Annotated in this window: 20 protein-coding genes; 13 read left to right on the top strand and 7 right to left on the bottom strand. The window is 68.4% G+C overall.

Annotation, left to right across the window (positions count from 1 at the left end; genetic code table 11):
- Positions 1 to 91: 91 nt before the first annotated feature.
- Entirely contained in the window at positions 92 to 1,897 is a 1,806-nt protein-coding gene (locus MNI96_RS11450; RefSeq protein ID WP_249693193.1) for a monovalent cation:proton antiporter-2 (CPA2) family protein, read from the bottom strand.
- Positions 1,898 to 2,013: 116 nt separating this feature from the next.
- On the opposite strand from MNI96_RS11450, the gene MNI96_RS11445 reads away from it, so the two are divergent.
- From MNI96_RS11445 to MNI96_RS11435, 3 genes are all read left to right on the top strand, one after another.
- A complete protein-coding gene (locus tag MNI96_RS11445) occupies positions 2,014 to 2,514 on the top strand; it encodes an MOSC domain-containing protein (protein ID WP_249693192.1) in 501 nt (166 codons plus the stop codon).
- A gap of 27 nt (positions 2,515 to 2,541) precedes the next feature.
- The gene (locus MNI96_RS11440; protein ID WP_249693189.1) at positions 2,542 to 3,393 is read left to right on the top strand and encodes a patatin-like phospholipase family protein; all 852 of its coding nucleotides are present in this window, start codon (positions 2,542 to 2,544) and stop codon (positions 3,391 to 3,393) included.
- Positions 3,394 to 3,471: 78 nt separating this feature from the next.
- Entirely contained in the window at positions 3,472 to 4,326 is an 855-nt protein-coding gene (locus MNI96_RS11435) for an MBL fold metallo-hydrolase (RefSeq protein WP_249693187.1), read from the top strand.
- A gap of 12 nt (positions 4,327 to 4,338) precedes the next feature.
- Here MNI96_RS11435 and MNI96_RS11430 read toward each other — a convergent pair whose 3' ends face one another.
- Positions 4,339 to 4,683, bottom strand: a complete 345-nt coding sequence (locus tag MNI96_RS11430) for an antibiotic biosynthesis monooxygenase family protein (protein WP_249693185.1) — start codon at positions 4,681 to 4,683, stop codon at positions 4,339 to 4,341.
- Between the two features lie 73 nt (positions 4,684 to 4,756).
- On the bottom strand, positions 4,757 to 5,230 hold the full coding sequence (locus MNI96_RS11425; RefSeq protein WP_249693183.1) for a nucleoside deaminase: 474 nt from the start codon (positions 5,228 to 5,230) through the stop codon (positions 4,757 to 4,759).
- Positions 5,231 to 5,368: 138 nt separating this feature from the next.
- Here MNI96_RS11425 and MNI96_RS11420 point away from each other — a divergent pair, with 138 nt between their 5' ends.
- Together MNI96_RS11420 and rsmD are read left to right on the top strand one after the other, a co-directional pair.
- Positions 5,369 to 7,369, top strand: coding sequence for a pseudouridine synthase (locus MNI96_RS11420; RefSeq protein ID WP_249693181.1), 2,001 nt, complete (start codon positions 5,369 to 5,371; stop codon positions 7,367 to 7,369).
- The gene (rsmD, locus tag MNI96_RS11415) at positions 7,366 to 7,920 is read left to right on the top strand and encodes a 16S rRNA (guanine(966)-N(2))-methyltransferase RsmD (RefSeq protein WP_249693179.1); all 555 of its coding nucleotides are present in this window, start codon (positions 7,366 to 7,368) and stop codon (positions 7,918 to 7,920) included. Before MNI96_RS11420 ends, rsmD begins: the two co-directional genes overlap by 4 nt.
- A 4-nt stretch (positions 7,921 to 7,924) precedes the next feature.
- On the opposite strand, the gene MNI96_RS11410 is transcribed toward rsmD, so the two are convergent.
- Together MNI96_RS11410 and mutL are read right to left on the bottom strand one after the other, a co-directional pair.
- Positions 7,925 to 8,218 carry a hypothetical protein gene (locus MNI96_RS11410; RefSeq protein ID WP_067220602.1) on the bottom strand — a complete coding sequence of 98 codons (294 nt, stop codon included), beginning with the start codon at positions 8,216 to 8,218 and terminating at the stop codon, positions 7,925 to 7,927.
- Between the two features lie 136 nt (positions 8,219 to 8,354).
- On the bottom strand, positions 8,355 to 10,247 hold the full coding sequence (gene mutL, locus MNI96_RS11405) for a DNA mismatch repair endonuclease MutL (RefSeq protein ID WP_249693177.1): 1,893 nt from the start codon (positions 10,245 to 10,247) through the stop codon (positions 8,355 to 8,357).
- 270 nt (positions 10,248 to 10,517) lie between these two features.
- On the opposite strand from mutL, the gene MNI96_RS11400 reads away from it, so the two are divergent.
- The 3 genes from MNI96_RS11400 (at position 10,518) to MNI96_RS11390 (ending at position 13,661) form a co-directional block, all read left to right on the top strand.
- Entirely contained in the window at positions 10,518 to 11,390 is an 873-nt protein-coding gene (locus tag MNI96_RS11400) for a TIGR01459 family HAD-type hydrolase (protein WP_249693175.1), read from the top strand.
- A gap of 158 nt (positions 11,391 to 11,548) precedes the next feature.
- Positions 11,549 to 12,640, top strand: coding sequence for a hypothetical protein (locus MNI96_RS11395; protein ID WP_249693173.1), 1,092 nt, complete (start codon positions 11,549 to 11,551; stop codon positions 12,638 to 12,640).
- Complete coding sequence (locus MNI96_RS11390; protein ID WP_249693171.1) at positions 12,624 to 13,661, top strand: peptidoglycan-binding domain-containing protein; 1,038 nt, start codon at positions 12,624 to 12,626, stop codon at positions 13,659 to 13,661. Before MNI96_RS11395 ends, MNI96_RS11390 begins: the two co-directional genes overlap by 17 nt.
- A gap of 199 nt (positions 13,662 to 13,860) precedes the next feature.
- Here the strand turns inward: MNI96_RS11390 and MNI96_RS11385 are convergent, their stop codons facing one another.
- Complete coding sequence (locus tag MNI96_RS11385) at positions 13,861 to 14,535, bottom strand: protein phosphatase CheZ (RefSeq protein WP_249693169.1); 675 nt, start codon at positions 14,533 to 14,535, stop codon at positions 13,861 to 13,863.
- Between the two features lie 139 nt (positions 14,536 to 14,674).
- The gene (locus MNI96_RS11380; protein WP_067220588.1) at positions 14,675 to 15,058 is read right to left on the bottom strand and encodes a response regulator; all 384 of its coding nucleotides are present in this window, start codon (positions 15,056 to 15,058) and stop codon (positions 14,675 to 14,677) included.
- Between the two features lie 241 nt (positions 15,059 to 15,299).
- Between MNI96_RS11380 and MNI96_RS11375 the strand changes: the two genes are divergently transcribed.
- The 5 genes from MNI96_RS11375 (at position 15,300) to MNI96_RS11355 (ending at position 19,317) form a co-directional block, all read left to right on the top strand.
- A complete protein-coding gene (locus MNI96_RS11375; RefSeq protein WP_249693167.1) occupies positions 15,300 to 15,755 on the top strand; it encodes a MaoC family dehydratase in 456 nt (151 codons plus the stop codon).
- 169 nt (positions 15,756 to 15,924) lie between these two features.
- Entirely contained in the window at positions 15,925 to 16,926 is a 1,002-nt protein-coding gene (locus MNI96_RS11370) for a bifunctional riboflavin kinase/FAD synthetase (protein ID WP_249693670.1), read from the top strand.
- Positions 16,923 to 17,876 carry a DMT family transporter gene (locus tag MNI96_RS11365; protein WP_249693165.1) on the top strand — a complete coding sequence of 318 codons (954 nt, stop codon included), beginning with the start codon at positions 16,923 to 16,925 and terminating at the stop codon, positions 17,874 to 17,876. Before MNI96_RS11370 ends, MNI96_RS11365 begins: the two co-directional genes overlap by 4 nt.
- 16 nt (positions 17,877 to 17,892) lie before the next feature.
- The gene (gene lspA, locus MNI96_RS11360) at positions 17,893 to 18,408 is read left to right on the top strand and encodes a signal peptidase II (protein WP_249693163.1); all 516 of its coding nucleotides are present in this window, start codon (positions 17,893 to 17,895) and stop codon (positions 18,406 to 18,408) included.
- Positions 18,409 to 18,597: 189 nt separating this feature from the next.
- Positions 18,598 to 19,317: a hypothetical protein gene (locus tag MNI96_RS11355; RefSeq protein ID WP_249693162.1), complete on the top strand. Its 720-nt coding sequence runs from the start codon at positions 18,598 to 18,600 to the stop codon at positions 19,315 to 19,317.
- The last annotated feature ends 85 nt before the right edge of the window (positions 19,318 to 19,402 follow it).

Here is a 19,402-nt window from a genome sequence, read left to right as displayed (position 1 = left end):
GCCTCTCGCGGCCGCCTTTGCATCCTGAATACAGGCCCCTTCGTCCCTTGACCACCCCCCGTCGCACCGCCGCGGCCCGCGGGGCCCCGCCTCACCTTTGCTCCTCCGGGGGCGTCTCCGACGGTGCCTGCCCGGCATCGCCACCCCGGCGCGGCGTCACCCGGTGCAGCGTGTCGGCGCCGGCCATCGGCCCGCCCTGCATCTGCAGCTCCATCCGCTCGCGGTCGCGCAGGCGCACGTCCTCCTCGATCTCGGCGATCCGGTCGGAGGGAATGCCGAGCTGGGCAAGCGCGGCCCGGCCGAAATGGACGCTCGATTCGAAGGTCTCGCGGATGTGATAGTCGACGCCGAGCCGGGTCAGCTCCAGCGCGTGGACCCGATCGGTGGCGCGGCAGAACAGCTTGGCCTGCGGGAAATGCGCCCGGATGAGATCGATGGCCTGGCCCATCACCTTGTCGTTCTCGATGCACAGGGCCACCAGAACCGCCCGGCCCGCGCCGGCCGCTTCCAGCACGTCGGGCCGGGTCGCATCGCCGACATAGACCCGGTAGCCGAGCTTGCGCGCATAGGCGACGCGCTCGGGACGGTTGTCGAGCGCGATCACCTCGACGCCCTCCGACGTCAGCATCTGCGAGACCATCATGCCGAAACGGCCGAATCCGACCACGAGCACGGTCGGCATGGCCTCCTCGAAGGTCTCGATGATGTCGGTCACGACGCCGCGCCGCTGCAGCTTGCGGGCCAACATGTCGTGGGCAAGGCAGGCAACCGGCGTCAGCAGCATGGACACGACGACGACGGCGATCAGCAGTGTCAGCATGTCGCGGCCGAAAATGCCGGCAACCGCCGCGGCGGTGAACAGCACGAATGCGAACTCGCCGCCCTGCGGCAGCGTTGCCGCGATCCTCAGCGCATCCGAGTTGGACGAGCCGAACAGCCGCGACAGGCCCCAGATCAGCACGCCCTTCAGCACCATGGTGGCGGCAACGCCGGCAAGCACCAGCCACCACTGCGCAAAGACGATCGGCAGATCCAGCGACATGCCGACGGAGATGAAGAACAGGCCCATCAGCAACGAGCGGAACGGCTCGATATCGGCCTCCAACGTGTGGCGGAAGCTGGATTCCGAGAGCATCACGCCGGCAAGGAAGGCTCCGAGCGCCATCGACAGGCCGACCGCGTGCATGATGCCGCCGCTGCCCAGCGCGACCAGCAGCGCAGCGGCCAGCATCACCTCGCGCGCCCGGGCGCGCGCCAGCAGCGTGAACAGCGGGGTGAGCAGGTAACGCCCGACGAGGACCACGCCGGCGACGGCCGCGACCGTGATGCCGAGTTCGATGGCGATGTCCGCGCCGCGCACCTCCTCGCCACGGGGCGACAGGACAGGGATCATGGCAAGCAGCGGGACGATCGCCATGTCCTGCAGAAGCAGGATGCCGAAGGCGCGCTGTCCGTAGGAGGTGGTAAGCTGGCCGCGTTCCTGCAGGATCTGCAGCGCGAAGGCGGTGGAGGACAGGGCAAGGCCGAAGCCGGCGATCAGCGCCACCTCCAGCGAAAGCCCGCCGAGCAGCGCCGCGGCGACGAGCGCCACGCCGCAGAGCAGCACCTGCGAGGTGCCGAGGCCGAAGATGTCGCCCTTCATCCGCCAAAGCCGCGCCGGCTCCAGTTCCAGACCGATGACGAAGAGCAGCAGCACCACGCCGAGTTCGGCGACGCTGCGGATCTCCACCGCCGAGCGAATGAAGTCGAATCCGTACGGGCCGATGACGAGACCTGCGGCGAGATAGCCGACCACAGAGCCCAGACCGAGCTTCCTGGCGATCGGCACAGATGCGACCGTGGCGGCCAGCACCGTGAGCGCTTCGAAGAAGAAGGGAGGCGCGGCGTCGGTTGCCATGATGTCTCTTGATATGCCAACTGGCAGAGGATTGGATGGGACACGGCGGATCCCTCTGTCCGAATCCGCCGGAAAATCCTAATTGAATTGCCCCGCCGCGAACAGGAGGCCGCACGATGGCCGTCGATCTCAAGGCGCTCATGGCCCGTCATGCGCGTCCCGGTCGCATAGGCTGGATCGGCCTGCGCCCGGCGCGACTGCAGCCGGTGGTTCAGGCGGACAGCGCCGAGGCGAGAGAGGCGGGCCTCGTGGGCGACCACTACGTCAGCGGCGGCAAGCGCGCCGTCACGCTGCTGCAGGGAGAACATCTGGCGGTGATTGCCGCGCTGGCCGGGCTGCCCGGGATCGATCCGGCCCAGCTGCGCCGCAACGTGGTGGTGCATGGCCTCAATCTCGCCGCCGTTCGTCATCAACCCTTGCGTCTCGGGTCGGCGCTGGTGCGCATTTCCGGCCCCTGCGCGCCGTGCAGCCGCATGGAAACCATATTGGGCCCGGGCGGTTACAATGCCATGCGCGGGCATGGCGGCTATTATGCCGAAGTGCTGGAACCCGGCCGCTTCGCCCTCGGTGATGCCGTGCTTCCCGAGGCGCGCGAAACGACGGAACGAGACACCTGACGACCGGCTCCGCCGGCAGGAGAGGCGATGACAACCGCGCGGATCGGATTGGCCCTTGGCGGCGGCGGAGCCCGCGGCATCGCCCATGTGCCGGTGATCGAGGCCTTCGATGACCTCGGCGTGCGGCCGACGGCCATCGCCGGCACGTCCATCGGCGCGATTTTCGGCGCGGCCCACGCCGCCGGTCTCGACGGCAAGGCCCTGCGCGAGATCTCGCAGGCGACCTTCTCCGACCGCAACTCGGTGCTGGCGCGGCTGTGGAAGCTGCGGCCGCGCAAGCTCGGCGACCTGTTCGGCAGTCCGGGAATCATGCAGTTCGACGCGCTCAAGGTTCTGGAGCAGTTCGTCGGCCAGCACATCCCGGCCACCTTCGACGATCTGGAAACGCCGCTGACGCTGATCGCCACCGACTTCTACCAGTGCCGGGAGGTGCGGCTCGAGCGGGGCTCGCTGCACCATGCGGTCGCCGCCTCGATAGCCATTCCCGCTCTGTTCAAGCCGGTAACTGTGGGCGGCCGGATCATGGTCGACGGAGGCCTGGTCAATCCGTTGCCCTTCGACGCCCTGCCGCCCGATATCGACATCGTCGTTGCCAGCGACGTGGTCGGCTCGCCGATACCGCGCAAGGGACGCAGCCTGCCGGGCGCGGGCGATGCGGTGTTCGGCGCAACACAGATCCTGATGCAGTCCATCGTTCTGGAAAAGCTGAAGAACCGACAGCCGGACGTGCTGGTGAAGCCGGACATCTCGGGTTTCCGGGTTCTCGATTTCATGAAGACCGCCAACATCCTGGAGGCGGCCGAGCCGATGCGCGAGATGGTCAAGCAGCGGGTGGCAGCGGCCATCGAGGCCTACGAGACCGGCCGTCAGATCGCCTGAGCCCCCCGCGCCACCGCCTTGAAGCCCAGCGGCGCGGCGCTATCCTAACCTTGCGGCACGCAAGCACGGAGCCCCGCCATGGACCTGACGTCGTTCTCCGCCCTCGACCTGCTCGTACGCTCATGGAGGGAGAAGACGCTTGCCTCCCTTGTCCGGACCGCCGGGGTCCTCGGGTTTCTGGGGCTTGCCGGAGGACCGGCAGTGGCCTCTTGCCAGTTGCTCGCCGATGGATGGATACAGGCACCTCCTCCGCTGGTGCGGCAAGCGGCACTGGCGATGGACCAGGTCGGCATCACCTATATCGGCCACGCCACCTTCGAGATCGAGACGCCGAAGGGCGTGCGCATCGCCACCGACTACAACAACGTGCACCGGCCCGCCCGGCTGCCGCGCGTCGTCACCATGAACGGCGCCCATTCCACCCATTTCACCCTCAACCCGGATGCCGGGATCGAGCATGTGCTGCTCGGCTGGAACCCGAACGGCGGACCGATGGACCACGACCTCACCGTCGAGGACGTGCGCATCCGCAACCTGCAGACCAACATCCGCGGCTGGGACGGCGAGACCCGCCCGCTCGGCAACTCGATCTTCGTCTTCGAGGTGGCGGACCTGTGCATCGCCCATCTCGGCCACCTGCACCACCGGCTGACACCCGAGGACCTCGCCCGGCTCGGCACGATCGACATCGTCTTCGCGCCGGTCGACAATGCCTCGACGCTGCGGCTCGACAGCCTGGTGGAGGTGATCCGCGCCGTGTCGCCGCGCATCGTCATTCCGATGCACGCCTATACCTACGGCTCGCGCGAGAGCTTCGTCGCGCGCATGGCGAGCGAGGGGTTCGGGGTGGAGATGTCGGAAAGCCCGCTCTATGTGGCCAGCCGCACGACGCTGCCGGCCGAGCAAACGGTGCTGGTATTGCCGGAGCGCTGAGGCACCGCCGTCCTATCCGTGCAGGGCGATGCTGTCTTCCGGCGCCTCGTCGCGCTCGCTCATGCCGTAATCACGGATGACGGCGGCGACCCGCAGGCGATAATTGGCGAAATGGGTGCCGCGCCCGGCCGCCTGGGCCATGCGGTGGCGCGCCTCGTGCCGCCACTTCGACAGCGCCTCCTCGTCGCGCCAGAAGGAGAGGGAGAGCAGCTTGCCGGGCTCGGTCAGGCTCTCGAAGCGCTCGACCGAGATGAAGCCGTCCTGCTCGGCGAGCAGCGGCTTCAGCCCCGCCGCGATGTCGAGATAGGCGCCCGTGTGCCCCTCTTTCGGCCAGACCTCGAAGATCACTGCAATCATGTCCCTCTCCCTCCGTGTCCGGTGACGCTGTCCGGCGACGCGGCCCCTCGTGCCTGCCGCTCGCCGATCTCCTTCAGTCTCGCCGCGCCTTGAAGAAGCCGCGCAAAAGCTCCGCCGCATCGCGCTCCGCAAGGCCCGAATAGACCTCCGGCGCGTGATGGCAGGTCGCCTGCGAATAAAAGCGCACGCCGTTTTCGACCGCACCGCCCTTGGGGTCGGAGGCCCCGAAATAGAGCCGGCGGATGCGGGCGAAGGAGATCGCCGCCGCGCACATCGGGCAGGGCTCCAGTGTCACGTAGAGATCGCAGTCGGGCAGCCGCTGGCTGCCGAGAGCGGCGGCGGCGCGCCGCATCACCAGGATTTCGGCATGGGCGGTGGGGTCACTCAGCTCCAGCGTGCGGTTGCCGTCGGCGGCCAGGACCTCGCCGCCGCGCACCAGGACGGCGCCGACCGGCACCTCGCCGCGCGCCGCCGCCGCCCGCGCCTCGCCCAGCGCCAGATCCATGAAGCCGCCGGTGCTTCCGGCGGACCTTTCGTTCCCTGTCATGGCCGCGACCCTACAGCCAGGAAGAGCCGTTTGGAATCGCCAAGTCGGGGCAGGATCGACCCCTTGCGGAAAACGCATGGCGAGGCGGTGAAAAAGCGCGCTTCCCGCAGCCCTGCCGCTCTGGTATGACGCGGCACCATGACCGAAGACAATCGATCCTCGCGGCCTCCGCGCCGCGCCTCCGCGCCGGGGAAATCCGGCAGCGGACGCCCCGGCAACGGCAAGCCCCGCGCAACACGCGGCAATGACGGCCCGCATCGCTCCGCCGACGGAGAGGCGCGCGCACCGCGCAAGAGCTTCGGCCCGAAGGTCGCCGGCGAGCGCAAGTTCGGCGACAAGGGCGCAGATCGGGGCGGCGAACGGGACGCGGAGCGCAAGTTCGGCGAACGGCGCGGCGGTCCGGATGCAGGCGGCAAGCGCTTCGGCGAGAAGAAGAGCTTCGGCGACAAGAAGGGCTTTGCGGGCAAGAAGAGCTTCGGCGAGCGCAAGGGCGCCCCGAAGCGCGACAAGACGTTGCCTCCGGGTGCGGCTCCGCTCGCCGCGCGCACCGAGGATGCCGAGCGCGTCGCCAAGGTGATCGCACGCGCCGGCCTGTGCTCGCGCCGCACGGCGGAGAGCTGGGTGGTCGCAGGCCGCGTCGCGGTCAACGGCACCGTCCTGACCTCGCCCGCCGTCACCGTGACGGACGCCGACCGCATCACCGTGGACGGCGAGCCGCTGCCGGAGCGCGAGCGCACCCGCCTGTGGCTCTACCACAAGCCGCGCGGCCTGGTGACGACCAACTCCGACCCGGAAGGCCGGCCGACCGTGTTCGAGCGGCTGCCCAAGACCCTGCCGCGCGTCTTGACCGTCGGGCGCCTCGACATCAACACCGAGGGCCTGCTGCTGCTGACCAATGACGGCGGCCTGTCGCGGGTGCTGGAGCTGCCGGCGACCGGCTGGCTGCGCCGCTACCGCGTACGCGCCTATGGCGAGATCACGCAGGACAGGCTCGACAAGCTGGCCGACGGCATCGAGGTCGACGGCGTGCTTTACGGTGGCATCGAGGCGCAGATCGACAAGGAGCAGGGCGACAACGTCTGGATGACGATTGCGCTGCGCGAGGGCAAGAACCGCGAGATCAAGAAGGTTCTGGAGCATCTCGGCCTTGCCGTGAACCGGCTGATCCGCATCTCCTTCGGCCCGTTCCAGCTGGCCGAGCTCGACGAGGGCGAGGTGCGCGAGATCCGCGGCCGGGTGCTGCGCGACCAGCTCGGCGACCGGCTGGCAGCCGAGGCCAATGCCGATTTCGAAGCTCCGCTCCTGACACCGGGCGGCGAGGCTGACGGCGAGGAGGCCAAGCCGGCTCGCAAGCCCGCTCCCGGCGCCGCCCCGCAGCGCGGCAAGCCTGCCGCTGGCAAGCCCGGAGCCGCACGGACCGAGGACCGCTACCTCAGCGCCCGCGAGGGCCGCGAGGCGCGCGAGAAGCCGTCCCGCACCCGCCGCAAGGAAGAGAGCCGGGCCGCGCGCCCCTCGCGCAACGAGCCGGAACCGTCCCGCTATGTCTCGCCGCGTTCGCGCTTCCGCTTTACCCCGGACACGATGCCGCGCGCGCCCAAGGGCGACGGCCAGTCGGCCGGCGCACGCCGACGGATCTGGGACGAGGACGGCTCGCTGGTGGTCGACACCGCCCCGCCGTCCGAGGACGCGCCGCGCGGTGCCGGTCGCGGCAAGCCGGGCGGAGGCAAGTCCTTTGGCGGTAAACCGGGTGGTGGCAAGCCGTTCGGCGACAGGGCCGAGCGCAAGCCCTTCGCGGCGCGCTCGGGCGACGACCGCCCGCGCCGTTCCGGTCCGCGCGAGGATCGGCCGCGCGACGACAGACCTCGTGAAGACAGGCCCCGCGGAGATCGGCCGTTCGGCGACAGGCCGCGGAGCGACCGTCCCCGTGAGGATCGCCCGAGGGGCGACAGGCCGTTCGGCGGCAAGCCGGGCGGGGACCGGCCGCGTGGAGACCGTCCTGAAGGCGGCCGTCCTGCAGGTGGACGTCCCGGTGGCGGGCGTCCCGGCGGAGGTCGCCCAGCCGGCGGCCGTCCGGCGGGCAAAGGCCCCGGCGGCAGGGGTCCCGGCGGTAAGGGTCCCGGTGGGGGCAAGCGTCCGTGAGGATCGTCGCCGGACGCTTCCGGGGTTCTCCCATCGAGGCGCCGAGCGGTGACGCGACGCGCCCGACCAGCGACCGGCTGCGCGAGACCCTGTTCAACGTGCTGGCCCACGGCCATGGCGACGTGCTGCAGGATACGCGCGTCCTCGACCTGTTCGCCGGCAGCGGCGCGCTGGGGCTGGAGGCGCTGAGCCGCGGCGCGCGCCACTGTCTGTTCGTCGAGGAGGCAAGTGCTGCGCGCGCGGCGATCCGCTCCAATGTCGAGGCGCTCGGCCTGACCGGGGCGACCAAGATCTTCCGCCGCGACGCAACGCGGATCGGACCGGTCGGCACCATCGCGCCCTTCGACCTCGTCTTCGCCGACCCACCTTATCGCAAGGGCTTGGGCGAGCAGGCGCTCACCGCCTGCCTTGCCGGCGGCTGGCTGGCACCGGGCGCGCTGGTGGTGCTGGAAGAGAACGCCAAGACCGAGATCGCGCCGGTGGACGGGCTGGAAGAGCTGGACCGGCGCACCGTCGGCGACAGCCAGTTCGTCATCTACCGCCGCTCCTAGCCCCCTAGGGCGTTGGTGTCGGCGCTGGAGGCGACGGCGCCTTGCGGCGCGGGCGGGTCCGCCTCAGCGCCGCCGTCAGGCCCTTCGGGGCCTTTTCCTCGAGCCAGATGAAAGCTTCGTCGAGCCGCAACAGGCGACGACGGCGCGCGCGCAGCCAGCGCGTCGCCTGGCGGCTGCTGCCGAGAATCAGGATCAGCCCGCCGGCGATGAGCGGCACGCCCGTGGGAAGCGGCGTCCAAACGGTCGCAAGACCGAGCAGGATCATCACCACGGCCGCCGCCCAGACGAACAGTTTCATGCGCCATCGGCTCCGGAACGAGACGGGGCGCGGCATGCGCACTCCCACCGGCCGCCAGATGACACGCAAGGCATGACATGCTCGTGACGGAGGGCGCGCGACGGGGGGGCGCGACGGGTGCGGCCCGCCCGCTCGGCTACTTGCGGCCGAACAGGCGTTCGATGTCGGAGAGCTTCAGCGAGATCCAGGTCGGGCGACCGTGGTTGCACTGGCCGGAATTGGGCGTTGCCTCCATCTCGCGCAGCAGGGCGTCCATTTCCTCCGGCCGCAGGCGGCGTCCGGCGCGCACCGACCCGTGGCAGGCCATGGTCGCGGCGACATGGTCGAGCCGCTCGCGCAGCCGGGTGGAGCTGTCCCATTCGGCGAGATCGTCGGCAAGATCCGTGACGAGGCCGCGAATGTCGATCTGGCCGAGCATGGCCGGCGTCTCGCGCACCGCAATCGCGCCGGGTCCGAACGGCTCCAGCACCAGACCGACGGTCTCCAGCTCCTCGGCCCGCTCCGCAAGCCGTGCCACATCCTCCTGCGGCAATTCCACGATCTCGGGAATCAGGAGGCCCTGCCGGGCGACGCCGCGCACGGCAAGCTCGGCCTTCAGCCGCTCGTAGACCAGCCGCTCATGCGCGGCGTGCTGGTCGACGATGACGAGACCGTCCTCGGTCTGGGAGATGATGTAGGTGGCGTGGACCTGCGCCCGCGCCGCGCCGAGCGGTCGGGACTGGCGCTCCTCCGTCGCTTCGCTCGCCTGGGCATGGGCCCGCGCGTCGGCGGACGGCATGTCCAGCGTCTCGAAGCCCGCCTGCGCCGCCTCGCCGAACCCGCTCGCGGGGGCTGCTTGCGCGTGCGCCTCGGCAGCGTCCAGCGGACGGAAGGGCGAGGCGCGCCAGTCGGACGAGGCCGGGGCGGGCGAGGTGGCGGAGCGCTGGTAGCCGTAGTGGCCGCTTGTAGCGGGACGCAGGCCGGCGGACGGGCCGGCCGCATAGCCGGTGGAGAAGGACGCCATCGCTGCCCTTGCCGTATGCGAGGAGGCAAGGTGGCCGGCCTCGGCAAAGACCTGGCGCAAGGCGCCGACGATCAGCCCGCGCACCAGCTGCGCGTCGCGAAAGCGCACATCCGCCTTGGCGGGATGGACGTTGACGTCGACCTGTCGCGGGTCAAGTTCGATGAACAGCACCGAGACCGGATGCCGGTCGCGGGCCAGCACGTCGGCATAGGCGCCGCGCAGTGCCGACATCAGCAGCTTGTCGCGCACCGGGCGGCCATTGACGAAGAAGAACTGCGAGAGCGAGTTGGCCTTGTGGAAGGTCGGCAGGCCGGCAAGCCCGTGCAGCCGCACGCCCTCGCGCACCGCATCCACCGGCCGGGCGTTGTCGACGAAATCGGTGCCCATGACCTGCGCGATGCGCGCCTCCAGCGCCCGCTCGCCGCTCGCCGCTGCATAGGTGGTGGTCTGGCGGTCGCTGCCGGACAGCTCGAAGCGCACCGCCGGGTTGGCCAGCGCCAGGCGGCGGACCACATCGGTGACCGCGGCCCCTTCCGCCCGGTCGGACTTCAGGAACTTGAGACGGGCGGGCGTTGCGAAGAAGAGATCGCGCACCTCCACCTGGGTCCCGCCCGCATGGCTGGCCGGGGCCGGCCCGTCCTTGCGCCCGCCCTCGACCCGGATGGTCCAGGCGTGGGTCTCGGATGCATGGCGCGAGGTCATGGCAAGACGGGCGATCGCGCCGATGGAGGGCAGCGCCTCGCCGCGAAAGCCGAGGCTGCGGATGTCGAACAGATCGTCCTCGGAGAGCTTGGACGTGCAATGGCGCTCGACCGCCAGCGCCAGCTGCTCGCCGGGGATGCCGCAGCCGTCGTCGTCGACGCGGATCAAGGTCTTGCCGCCGGCCGCCGTCGACACACCGATGCGCGCCGCCCCTGCATCAAGCGCGTTCTCGACCAGCTCCTTGACCACGCTGGCCGGCCGCTCGATCACCTCGCCTGCCGCGATCTGGTTGATCGCGTGGTCGCTCAACTGCCGGATCGTCATTCCCGGACCTTCACCTTTGCGAATCGTCCCCTCGCCCGGCGCCAGCATCGCCCGTTTGGCGCCGCGGGGCCAGCCACGCGTACAGCTCCTCCCAAAACGAAAAAGGGCGCCCTGTGCGCACCGGTCTTTCCCTTAAAATCGACGACGAACTTCTCCGGCAAGGCCGCCCCGTCGGTGTTGGCGTCTTGTCCTTTTTGCCGGGGATCGCCTATGGTCCGCCGGCACATCGCCTCGCGCCGCGTCCGTTCCGCCTGCCGAAAAGAGATACCGATGACCCAGCCCGCACCGCTTCTCGTCTCCGGGCTTTCCGCCCTTGCGCCGTCCTACCGTGCCGTCCTATGCGACGTGTGGGGCGTGTTGCACAACGGTGTCGCGGCCTTTCCCGAGGCCTGCGAGGCGCTGGCGCGGTTCCGCCACGAAGCCGGGGGGATCGCGGTGTTGATCACCAATGCGCCGCGTCCGACGAGCTCCGTGCTCAAGCAGCTCGAAGGGCTCGGCGTACCGCTCGACGTCTTCGACGACGTGGTGACCTCGGGAGACGTGACCCGCGGCCTTCTGTCCGCAACCCGCGAACAGCCTGTCTTCCACATCGGCCCGGCGCGCGATCTCACCCTGTTCGAGGACCTCGACATTCGCCTCGTCCGCGAGGAAGAGGCCGAACAGGTGGTCTGCACCGGCTTCCACGACGACGAGAACGAGATGCCGGAAGACTACCGCCCGCTGCTCGAGCGACTGGCGGCACGGGGCCTGCCCTTCCTCTGCGCCAATCCGGACATCGTGGTGGAGCGCGGCAACCGGCTGGTCTGGTGCGCCGGCGCCATCGCGCGTCTTTACGAGGACATCGGCGGCGCCGTGACCATTCTCGGCAAGCCGCATGCACCGATCTACGAGGAAGCGGTGGCGCGGGTGGCGAAGATCGCCGGCGAACAGGTCGCTCGCGAACAGATCCTCGCCATCGGCGACGGACTGCCGACCGACATTCGCGGTGCGGTCGCCAACGAAATCGACGTTCTGTTCATCACCGGCGGCATCCACGGCGCCGACTTCGGCCCAGTCGAAGCCCCCGACGAGGCTCTGGTCCGCCGCCGCCTGGCGGAAGAAGGACTGGATGCCCGCGCGGCGGTGCCGCACCTGCGCTGGTAGCAGCCCTCCCCCTGCCGCGCCCTCGAAAGATCGCGAAAAACAGCCATTACCGGCACATCTTCTGTTTGCATCCCGCAACCACCGGGATATGCTGACGGAGGGGAAGGTTTTTTACCGGCTCTCCACCGATTTGGCGAGACGCGAGGCTGGGGGGCTTCATGCGATTTCTTGCAGACCTGCTGCCGCTCCTGCGACGTGCGGCGACCCGCGCGGCTCTCGTCGCGGTCGCCGGCCTTGCCGGCCCGGCCGCTGCGCAGGACGGCACGACGCCGCTGCAGACGTTCCAGACCTATGTCGTCAACAACGATCTGACCAACGCGCAGTTCTTCCTGCAGAACGGACTGGTCACCGCAGCGGAAATAGACACGGGCGATCTGTTCCTGAAGGCGCTCTTCGCGAACAACACCCGCGCCTCGAACACGCGTCCTCTCGGCTTCGCCAATGTCGAGCAGGTGGCGCGTCTGCACGACTATCTCTCCGCGCTGGCGCCCGTGGACATGAACGGGCGGGAACGGTGCTGGAACTACCACACACGCATCACCGACCGCTGGTGCGGGCTGGCGACGACAATGCTGGCGCAGGGCGTGGCGCCGCAGGCGATCTCCTTCTACATTCAGCGGGGCCTCGACCTGTCGGCACGGCCCGAGGAGGTCGCCTCTCCGGCGCTGGCCCTGATCGCCAATCTCGGCAGCCGCTATTCGATGGAGGACCTCAACTGGTTCTCCCAGAACGGGCTGCAGCTCGGTTCCGAGACCTTCCCGCTGTCTCATTTCACTAGGCTTCAGGCCTATTACGAGCTCGATCTCGACGACGCCTACAAGATCCCCGAGGCGCGGCTCGACAGTCAGCCCTTCAACTTTCTCGACGCGCTTTCCATGACGCTGACCAGTCGGCGCCAGGATGGCCACGAGCGCAGCGCCAACCAGGATTTCCTGTGTCGCTACATCATGTTCGTCGCGGGCCAGATGCCGCCGACCTTCGACCATTTCTCCTTCCTCCTGCGCAATGTGCAGGAGTTTCGCGGTGCCAATATCGGCCGCACCGAAAAGGCCAGCAGCCGCCGCTACGGCACGTTCTACTATGAAGTCTTTCCGCAAAGCTGTGTTTCGATGATTGGAGCGATGGCTCTCAGCAGTTCCGAACTCGACCGGATGATCAGTCTTTTCGCAGCCGAGCAGGACATGTCGACCGCCCAATGGCTCGTCAATCTCAAGCAAGGAGCCCTGCAGAGCAATGTTCAGAAAAACTAGTCTCCTCGTGGCGGCGGCCAGCCTCGCCCTCATTCCTGTCGCCACCCCGGAGCCGGCCCATGCCGGCGGAGAAGGCGTTGCCGCCGGCATCATCGGCTTTGCCGCCGGCGCCATCATCGGCAGCCAGATGAACCGTCCGCGCGAGCGCCGGGTCTACCGCGCCGCGCCGCAGCGCCCACGGCGCAGCGCAGCCGAGCGCGAATACTGGATGAACGTGCAGGCGTCGCTCAACAGGCTGGGCTTCGATGCCGGGCCGGTGGACGGCGCACCGGGCCGCAAGACCCGCTCGGCGGTGACCCAGTTCCAGATGACCATCAACGCAGTGCCGAACGGCAAGCTGACACCCGAACAGGCCAGCGTGCTGTTCGCGCGCGTCAATCCCGGCAACAGCATGGCCACCGCCCCGGCCCAGCAGCCGCCCTACATGCAGCCGGGCACGATGCCGGCCTACCAGCAGCAGCCGCAGCAACCCACCTACGGCGTGCCGGTCGGCGGTTATCAGGGGCAACAAGGTTTCCCGCCCATGCACCAGCCATTCCCGCAAGGTGGGCAGCAGCAGGCCGCTTTCCCGGCACCTACGCAGGGCGGCTTCCCGCAGCAGGGCCAGCAAGCCGGCTTCTCCGCACCCGCACAGCAGCCCGCGACAGCCGCCGCCGGATCGGCAACCTTCCCGCTGGTCGACGGCGCGGTTTCCGGGGCCGGCGCCCAGCCGGCGGACGGGTTCCCGCCGCTGGCCGGTTCGAACGCCGACAACAGCAAGGTACCGATGCCGGCCTCGACCGCGCCCGCTCTCCTGCAACAGCCTGAGCCGGCAGCAGCACCCGGCGGGCAGGCAGCGCCCTCGCCGCAGGCCCAGCCGATCATCCAGACGGATGCGAGCGGCAACCAGTTCGTCGAGATCAACGGCCAGCGCTTCTACATGAATGCCGACCCGGCCGTACCTGCGCCCCCCGCCGCGACCCCGCCGGCGGCGGTGGTCGTGACGGCGGAAACCGAAGCACAGTTGCAGCCGCAGCAGTGACCCGGGCAGAAGCCGTCTCTCCGACGCTTTTTGGCAGCCGCGCATGAAAAAAGGCCGGATCGGATGATCCGGCCTTTCATTCAGTTTTTTCCGGCCGCTCGCGGGGGCGCCGGCCAGGCAGGATCGCGTCTCTTGGCGGACGCGCGAAACGGGTGCTCCCCTCCCGTTTTGCCCTTGATATGTCTTTCGACCGCCCGGCCTAGCCGAACAGTCGGTCGATCTCGTCCTGAGCGTCCGACAGCATGCTGTCGACATCGGCCTGCGACACCCCCTCGCCCGGATGCTGGGGTCCGTGCAGGATCAGGTCGCGGCGACGGCGCTCCTCGTCGGTCTCTTCCTGCGGCGCATCATCGCTCTCGGCGATGCGCAGCCGCTCGACGAAGGCCGACACGCGGCTGTCGATGGCGTTCAGCGTGTTGACCACCTTGGAAATGCGCTGACCGGTGATGTCCTGGAAGGCGCAGGCCTCGAAAATCTCGATCATCTTGTCGTTGACCAACGCCTGGTAGGCGTCGTGGTCCAGGTCGCCGGCGGCCATGATGGTCTCGGCCGCCTCCATGATCGTGTGGGTGGCGGACTCGGTCGACTCGACGATGGCATCCAGTTCCCGGCCCGCTTCCGGGATCTGGTTGTTCTTCATGTCGTTGGGGCGCAGGTTGACGATCTCGACCTTCAGCCGCGCGATCTCGTCGGCGATCGCCGTCAGTTCGGCGGTGATCGTCGGCTGTACGGCGCCAAGGAACTCACGCATCGAGCCGGTCATGACTTCGGCAAGGTCGATCACATCGTTCAGCGTCACATCACCCTGGCGGTCCCTGTTCTGCTCCAGGAATGTGATGAGCTGCGCGAGATCCTTTTTTTCCAAAGCGCCCATAGGATCTTTTCCTTTTGGCGCGGCCTCCTGCGGCCGCGCATCATCCATCTACGCCCGAAACGCGGACGCAGCTCTCCTGCTCTCCGGCGGCGCTGCCGCCAGCTCCCTGCAGAGCCCTGTTTTGCCGGAAGTATCCGGATCAGTCGGAGAAAACCGCCTCGATCTTGCCCTTCAGCGTCTGCGCGTTGAACGGCTTGACGATGTAGTTGTTCACGCCGGCCTTCTTGGCGGCGATGACGTTTTCGGTCTTGGACTCGGCGGTCACCATGATGAACGGCGTCTTGCAGAGGCCGGCATCGGCACGCACCTGCTTCAGCAACTCGTAGCCGGTCATCGGCTCCATGTTCCAGTCCGAGATCACCAGTCCGTACCGGCGCTGCTTCATCTTCTCCAGCGCTTCGGTGCCGTCGGCAGCATCGTCGATGTCTTCGAAGCCGAGCTGCTTGAGCAGGTTGCGGATGATGCGGATCATGGTCTTGTAGTCGTCCACCACGAGGACCGGCATCTGAACATCCAGGGCCATTGTCTACTCCATACTGTCAATCTGCCCGACCCGCTTGAGCGGGCGTCTGATGCTTCTTCAAATCTCCAGGAGGAAGACACTTGGCCGTGTCCCCGCCTCCCCACGCCTTGCCACACTACCCGGCTCCCCTGAAAACTCCGTTAATGCGCCCTGCTACATCTGACACGAAAGCTTAATTGCCGCGCCCACCGCGAGGGTCTAGCGTCTCCTCCTGCCGAAGGAGCAAGGACGGAGGAGACCGATGCTGGCGTTGCAGACGCTCTATTACGAAGATCTCGCACCAGGGCTCAGCGAAACCCTGACGAAAACTGTAAGCTCTTCCGATGTCATTGGCTTCGCGGAGGTTTCCGGCGACCGCAATCCGATCCACCTGTCGGAGCACTTCGCCGCGCGCACGCCATTCCGCACGCGTATCGCCCATGGGCTGTACACCGCCAGCCTGATCTCGGCAGTGCTGGGGACACGGCTGCCCGGACCTGGGGCGATCTACCTCTCGCAGACGCTGAATTTCCGCGCTCCGGTGCGAATCGGCGACGAGGTGACGGTAACGGTCACCGTCAGCGAACTGATGGAGAAGGGCAACCGGGCCCGGCTCGACTGCCGCTGCACCGTCGGCGACACGGTCGTCCTGGAGGGCGAGGCCGTGGTCAAGGTGCCAAGCCGCACCGAGCAGGAGGCCGGCGACCCGCGCGGCTGAGCCGACACGCCGACCAACACGCCGAGACCTGGCGGAGCGCTCGCAGCGCTTGACCTTTTTCGGGCGAATGGGCAGGGTCCGCCGGCAGTTTCGTGCCGCATGCAGGCGGTGCGCCCATTCAGCCTCAGACCGCGCGCCATCCAGCGTGTCCGGCAAGCCCTCGACGCCGATGACCGATCTCGTCTCCACTGCCTTTCCCCTCGTCAGCGATCTGGCGGAGTTCCCGGCGGCCCTTGCCGACGGCGTCGTGGCGATCGGCAATTTCGACGGCGTGCATCGCGGTCACCAGGCCGTGCTGGGCGAGGCGCTGGAGATCGCCCGCGCCCAGTCGGTGCCGGCCTTCGCGCTGACCTTCGAGCCGCATCCGCGCACCGTGTTCAATCCGGACAAGCCGGTCTTCCGCCTGACCCCGGAGCCGATGAAGGCACGCGTGATGGCGGCGACCGGGCTCGACGGCATGGTCAGCCTGCCCTTCACCCGCGCCTTTGCCGGGCTCGAGGCCGAAGCCTTCGTCCACGAGATCCTGAGGGATAAGCTGCATATCCGCCACGCGGTGACCGGATACGACTTCCATTTCGGCCGGGGCCGGCGCGGCACGCCGGACTTCCTGCGTGCTGCCGGCCGCTCCGACGGCTTCGGCGTCACCATCGTCACGGCTGCGACGGACGAGGCGGGCGAGGCCGTGTCCTCCAGCCGCGTGCGCGCAGCGCTTGCTGCCGGCGATGTGGTGCTGGCAAACGCCTTGCTCGGCTACCGCTGGTCGGTGGAGGCAGAAGTGCGCCACGGCGAGAAGCGCGGCCGCGATCTCGGGTATCCGACGGCCAACCTGGCGCTGCCGGCCGAGACCGAACTGGCCCACGGCATCTATGCAGTGCGCGCGCGCGCCAATAGCGGCGAGTGGATCGACGGCGTCGCCAGCTTCGGCCGCCGGCCGACCTTCGACAATGGCGCGCCGCTGCTGGAAGTCTTCCTCTTCGACTTTTCCGGCGATCTTTATGGGCATAGGCTCCAGGTGATGCTTGCCGCGCGGCTGCGCGCGGAGGAGCGCTTCGACAGCATCGAGGCGCTGATCGCGCAGATGGACCGGGACAGCGCCGAGGCACGGGCCGTGCTGGCCAGCCTTGTCCCGCTCGGCACCATCGATTTGGCCGTGAACGGCCCGCCCAGATGAGCGACAGCGCAGGCAGCGTGCCGGCCGCCGAGGTCATGCGCGGCATCGCCCTGATGAGCGTCGCCATGCTGCTGGTGCCGATGATGGACGTCACGGCCAAGTATCTGACGGAGACCCAGCCGCCGCTGCAGATCGCGCTTGCCCGCTTCGCCTTCCAGATGGTGTTCGCGCTGCTGACCGCCGCCATCGGCCCTGGCCTTTCGGTGCTGCGGGCCCGGCGCCTATGGCCGCATCTGCTGCGCGGTTTCTTCCTCTCCGGTGCGACGGTCTGCTTCTTCACCGCGGTTGCGACGATGCCCGTGGCCGACGCCATCGCGATCTTTTTCGTCGAGCCGATGATCCTGACCGTCCTGTCGGCGCTGGTGCTGAAGGAACAGGTCGGTCCGCGCCGCTGGATCGCCGTGCTCGTCGGTCTTGCCGGAGCCGCGATCATCATCCGTCCGGGCTTCGAGACTTTCGGTCTTACTGCGCTGCTGCCGCTATGCGCCGCCCTGCTCTTTGCGCTGTATCTCGTGATCACCCGCAAGCTGTCCGGCGAGGGCGGCATGCTCTGCGTCCAGTTCACCGCCGGGCTCGGCGGGGTGATGCTGCTCGGCGTCCTGTTCGTCGCCGCCAATACCGCGGGCTACGAGCCGGCCGAGGCGGTGATGCCCGACCTGCCCGGCTGGGGCCTGCTCGCCCTGGTCGGCGCGCTGTCCTTCTTCGCGCATGGGCTGATCGTCCAGGCTTTTGCGGCCGCGCCCGCCTCCGTCCTGGCGCCGTTCAATTACCTGGAGATCGTCAGTGCGACCGTGTTCGGCTATCTGGTCTTCGGCGATTTTCCCGACGGACCGACCTGGATCGGCATTGCCCTGATCGTCGGCAGCGGCATCTATATCGCCCATCGCGAGAACCGCCGCAGCCAGGAGGAACTGGCCGCCCGCATCAACCGTACCGGCCCGCCAGACTGAGCAAGACGAGAGCCAGATGACAAAACGCCGCCTGTGGGGCCCCTCCAGCGCCCAGATCCTCGCCATTGCCGCCATCGGTATGGCGCTCGACCAGGGGTTCAAGCTGTGGATGCTCTTCGGCTTCGACATCGCCGCGCGCGGCCGTGTCGCCCTCACGCCTTTCCTCGACCTGGTGATGGTGTGGAACTACGGCATTTCTTACGGGCTGCTGCAGCAGGAGGCCGGTCTAGGCCGATGGCTGCTGGTGGGCGTCACGCTCGTCATCACCGTCGTGTTCTGGATCTGGGGGGCGCAGGCAACGCGCCGGCTGCAGGCGGCGGGCTTCGCGCTGGTGATCGCCGGAGCGGTCGGGAACGGCATCGACCGCATCGCCTACGGCGCCGTTGCCGACTTCTTCCACTTCCATGTCGGCGACTTCTCCTGGTACGTGTTCAACCTCGCCGATGTCTGGATCGTTGCCGGGGTGGCGGCTCTGCTGTATGACAGTTTCGTCGGTGGCCCTAATGATGCCGCAAAAACCCCGTCTGAGTAGCCGCAGCATCTGATGCGTCGGCTTGCCCGGACCCAAGCCGACGCAGGTTGTCCCAAGGACGACCGCACCGGCAAGACCGCCCGACCCGGCCAGTCCCCACCCGGACAGTCCGGGTCCGAACTGCCGGAGAGGCGTTTTCGCCCACCGGGACGCGGGTTTTCCGCGCAAGAGCCTTGAAGGATAGCTGACGTGTCGCGTCGACCCTTGACCGCAACCACCCTTCGTCATGCCGGCCGGCGCGGCCGTGCCCTGCTGCTCGCCAGCGCCGCGGCCCTCGTGCTTGCCGGCTGCCAGCACGGCGCCGACGGCTTCAACGACGGCTCGACCAACGACGAGGCGCCCGATGTGGCGATGGTCCGCAAGTTGATGGAAGGCCTCGGCGCGGTCGACGCCCGATCGGAGCAGAAGATCGAGTACGCTCCGCGCGCACCTCTGGCCATGCCGACCAAGATGACCGAGTTGCCGCAGCCGGAAGAGAAAAAAGAGATCGCCAACTGGCCCGAGCAGGGCGAGACCGATCTCCAGCGCATCCAGCAGGCCTATCGCGACACGCGCGACATCGACCGGCAGGGCCGCAGCGACATCTATCAGTCGCGCGGCATCAAGGAACTCGCCACCGGCGGCCAGAACCGCGACATCCGGCAGGAAATCCAGTTGGAAAACCGACTCGAGAACGCGCGCCTGAAGCCGAACGAGCTCAACCAGCGCGTCGGCGTCGCCCGCAAGGAGACCGCCGTGCTCGACGAGAACGGCAACCCGGTGCGCCGCTACCTGATCGAGCCGCCGGTTGCCTTCTCGACCCCGGCCGCCGGTGCACCGCTGCCGCAAGTCGGCAAGGTCGACGATCAGCCGAAACTCTCCGACGTGGAGCGCGTCATGAACGGCCAGTCGGCGCGTACGCTGCGCTGATCCCCAGGCGACGACGACAAGAGATTTTGCAAGGCCGGGGGCACTGCTGCTCCGGCCTTTTTGCTGCCTGCACCGGCAGGCGGCC

Origin of the sequence: Stappia sp. WLB 29 (assembly GCF_023507705.1) — a bacterium.
Taxonomy (GTDB): domain Bacteria; phylum Pseudomonadota; class Alphaproteobacteria; order Rhizobiales; family Stappiaceae; genus Stappia.
This window is presented reverse-complemented; position numbering and strand designations above follow the sequence as displayed.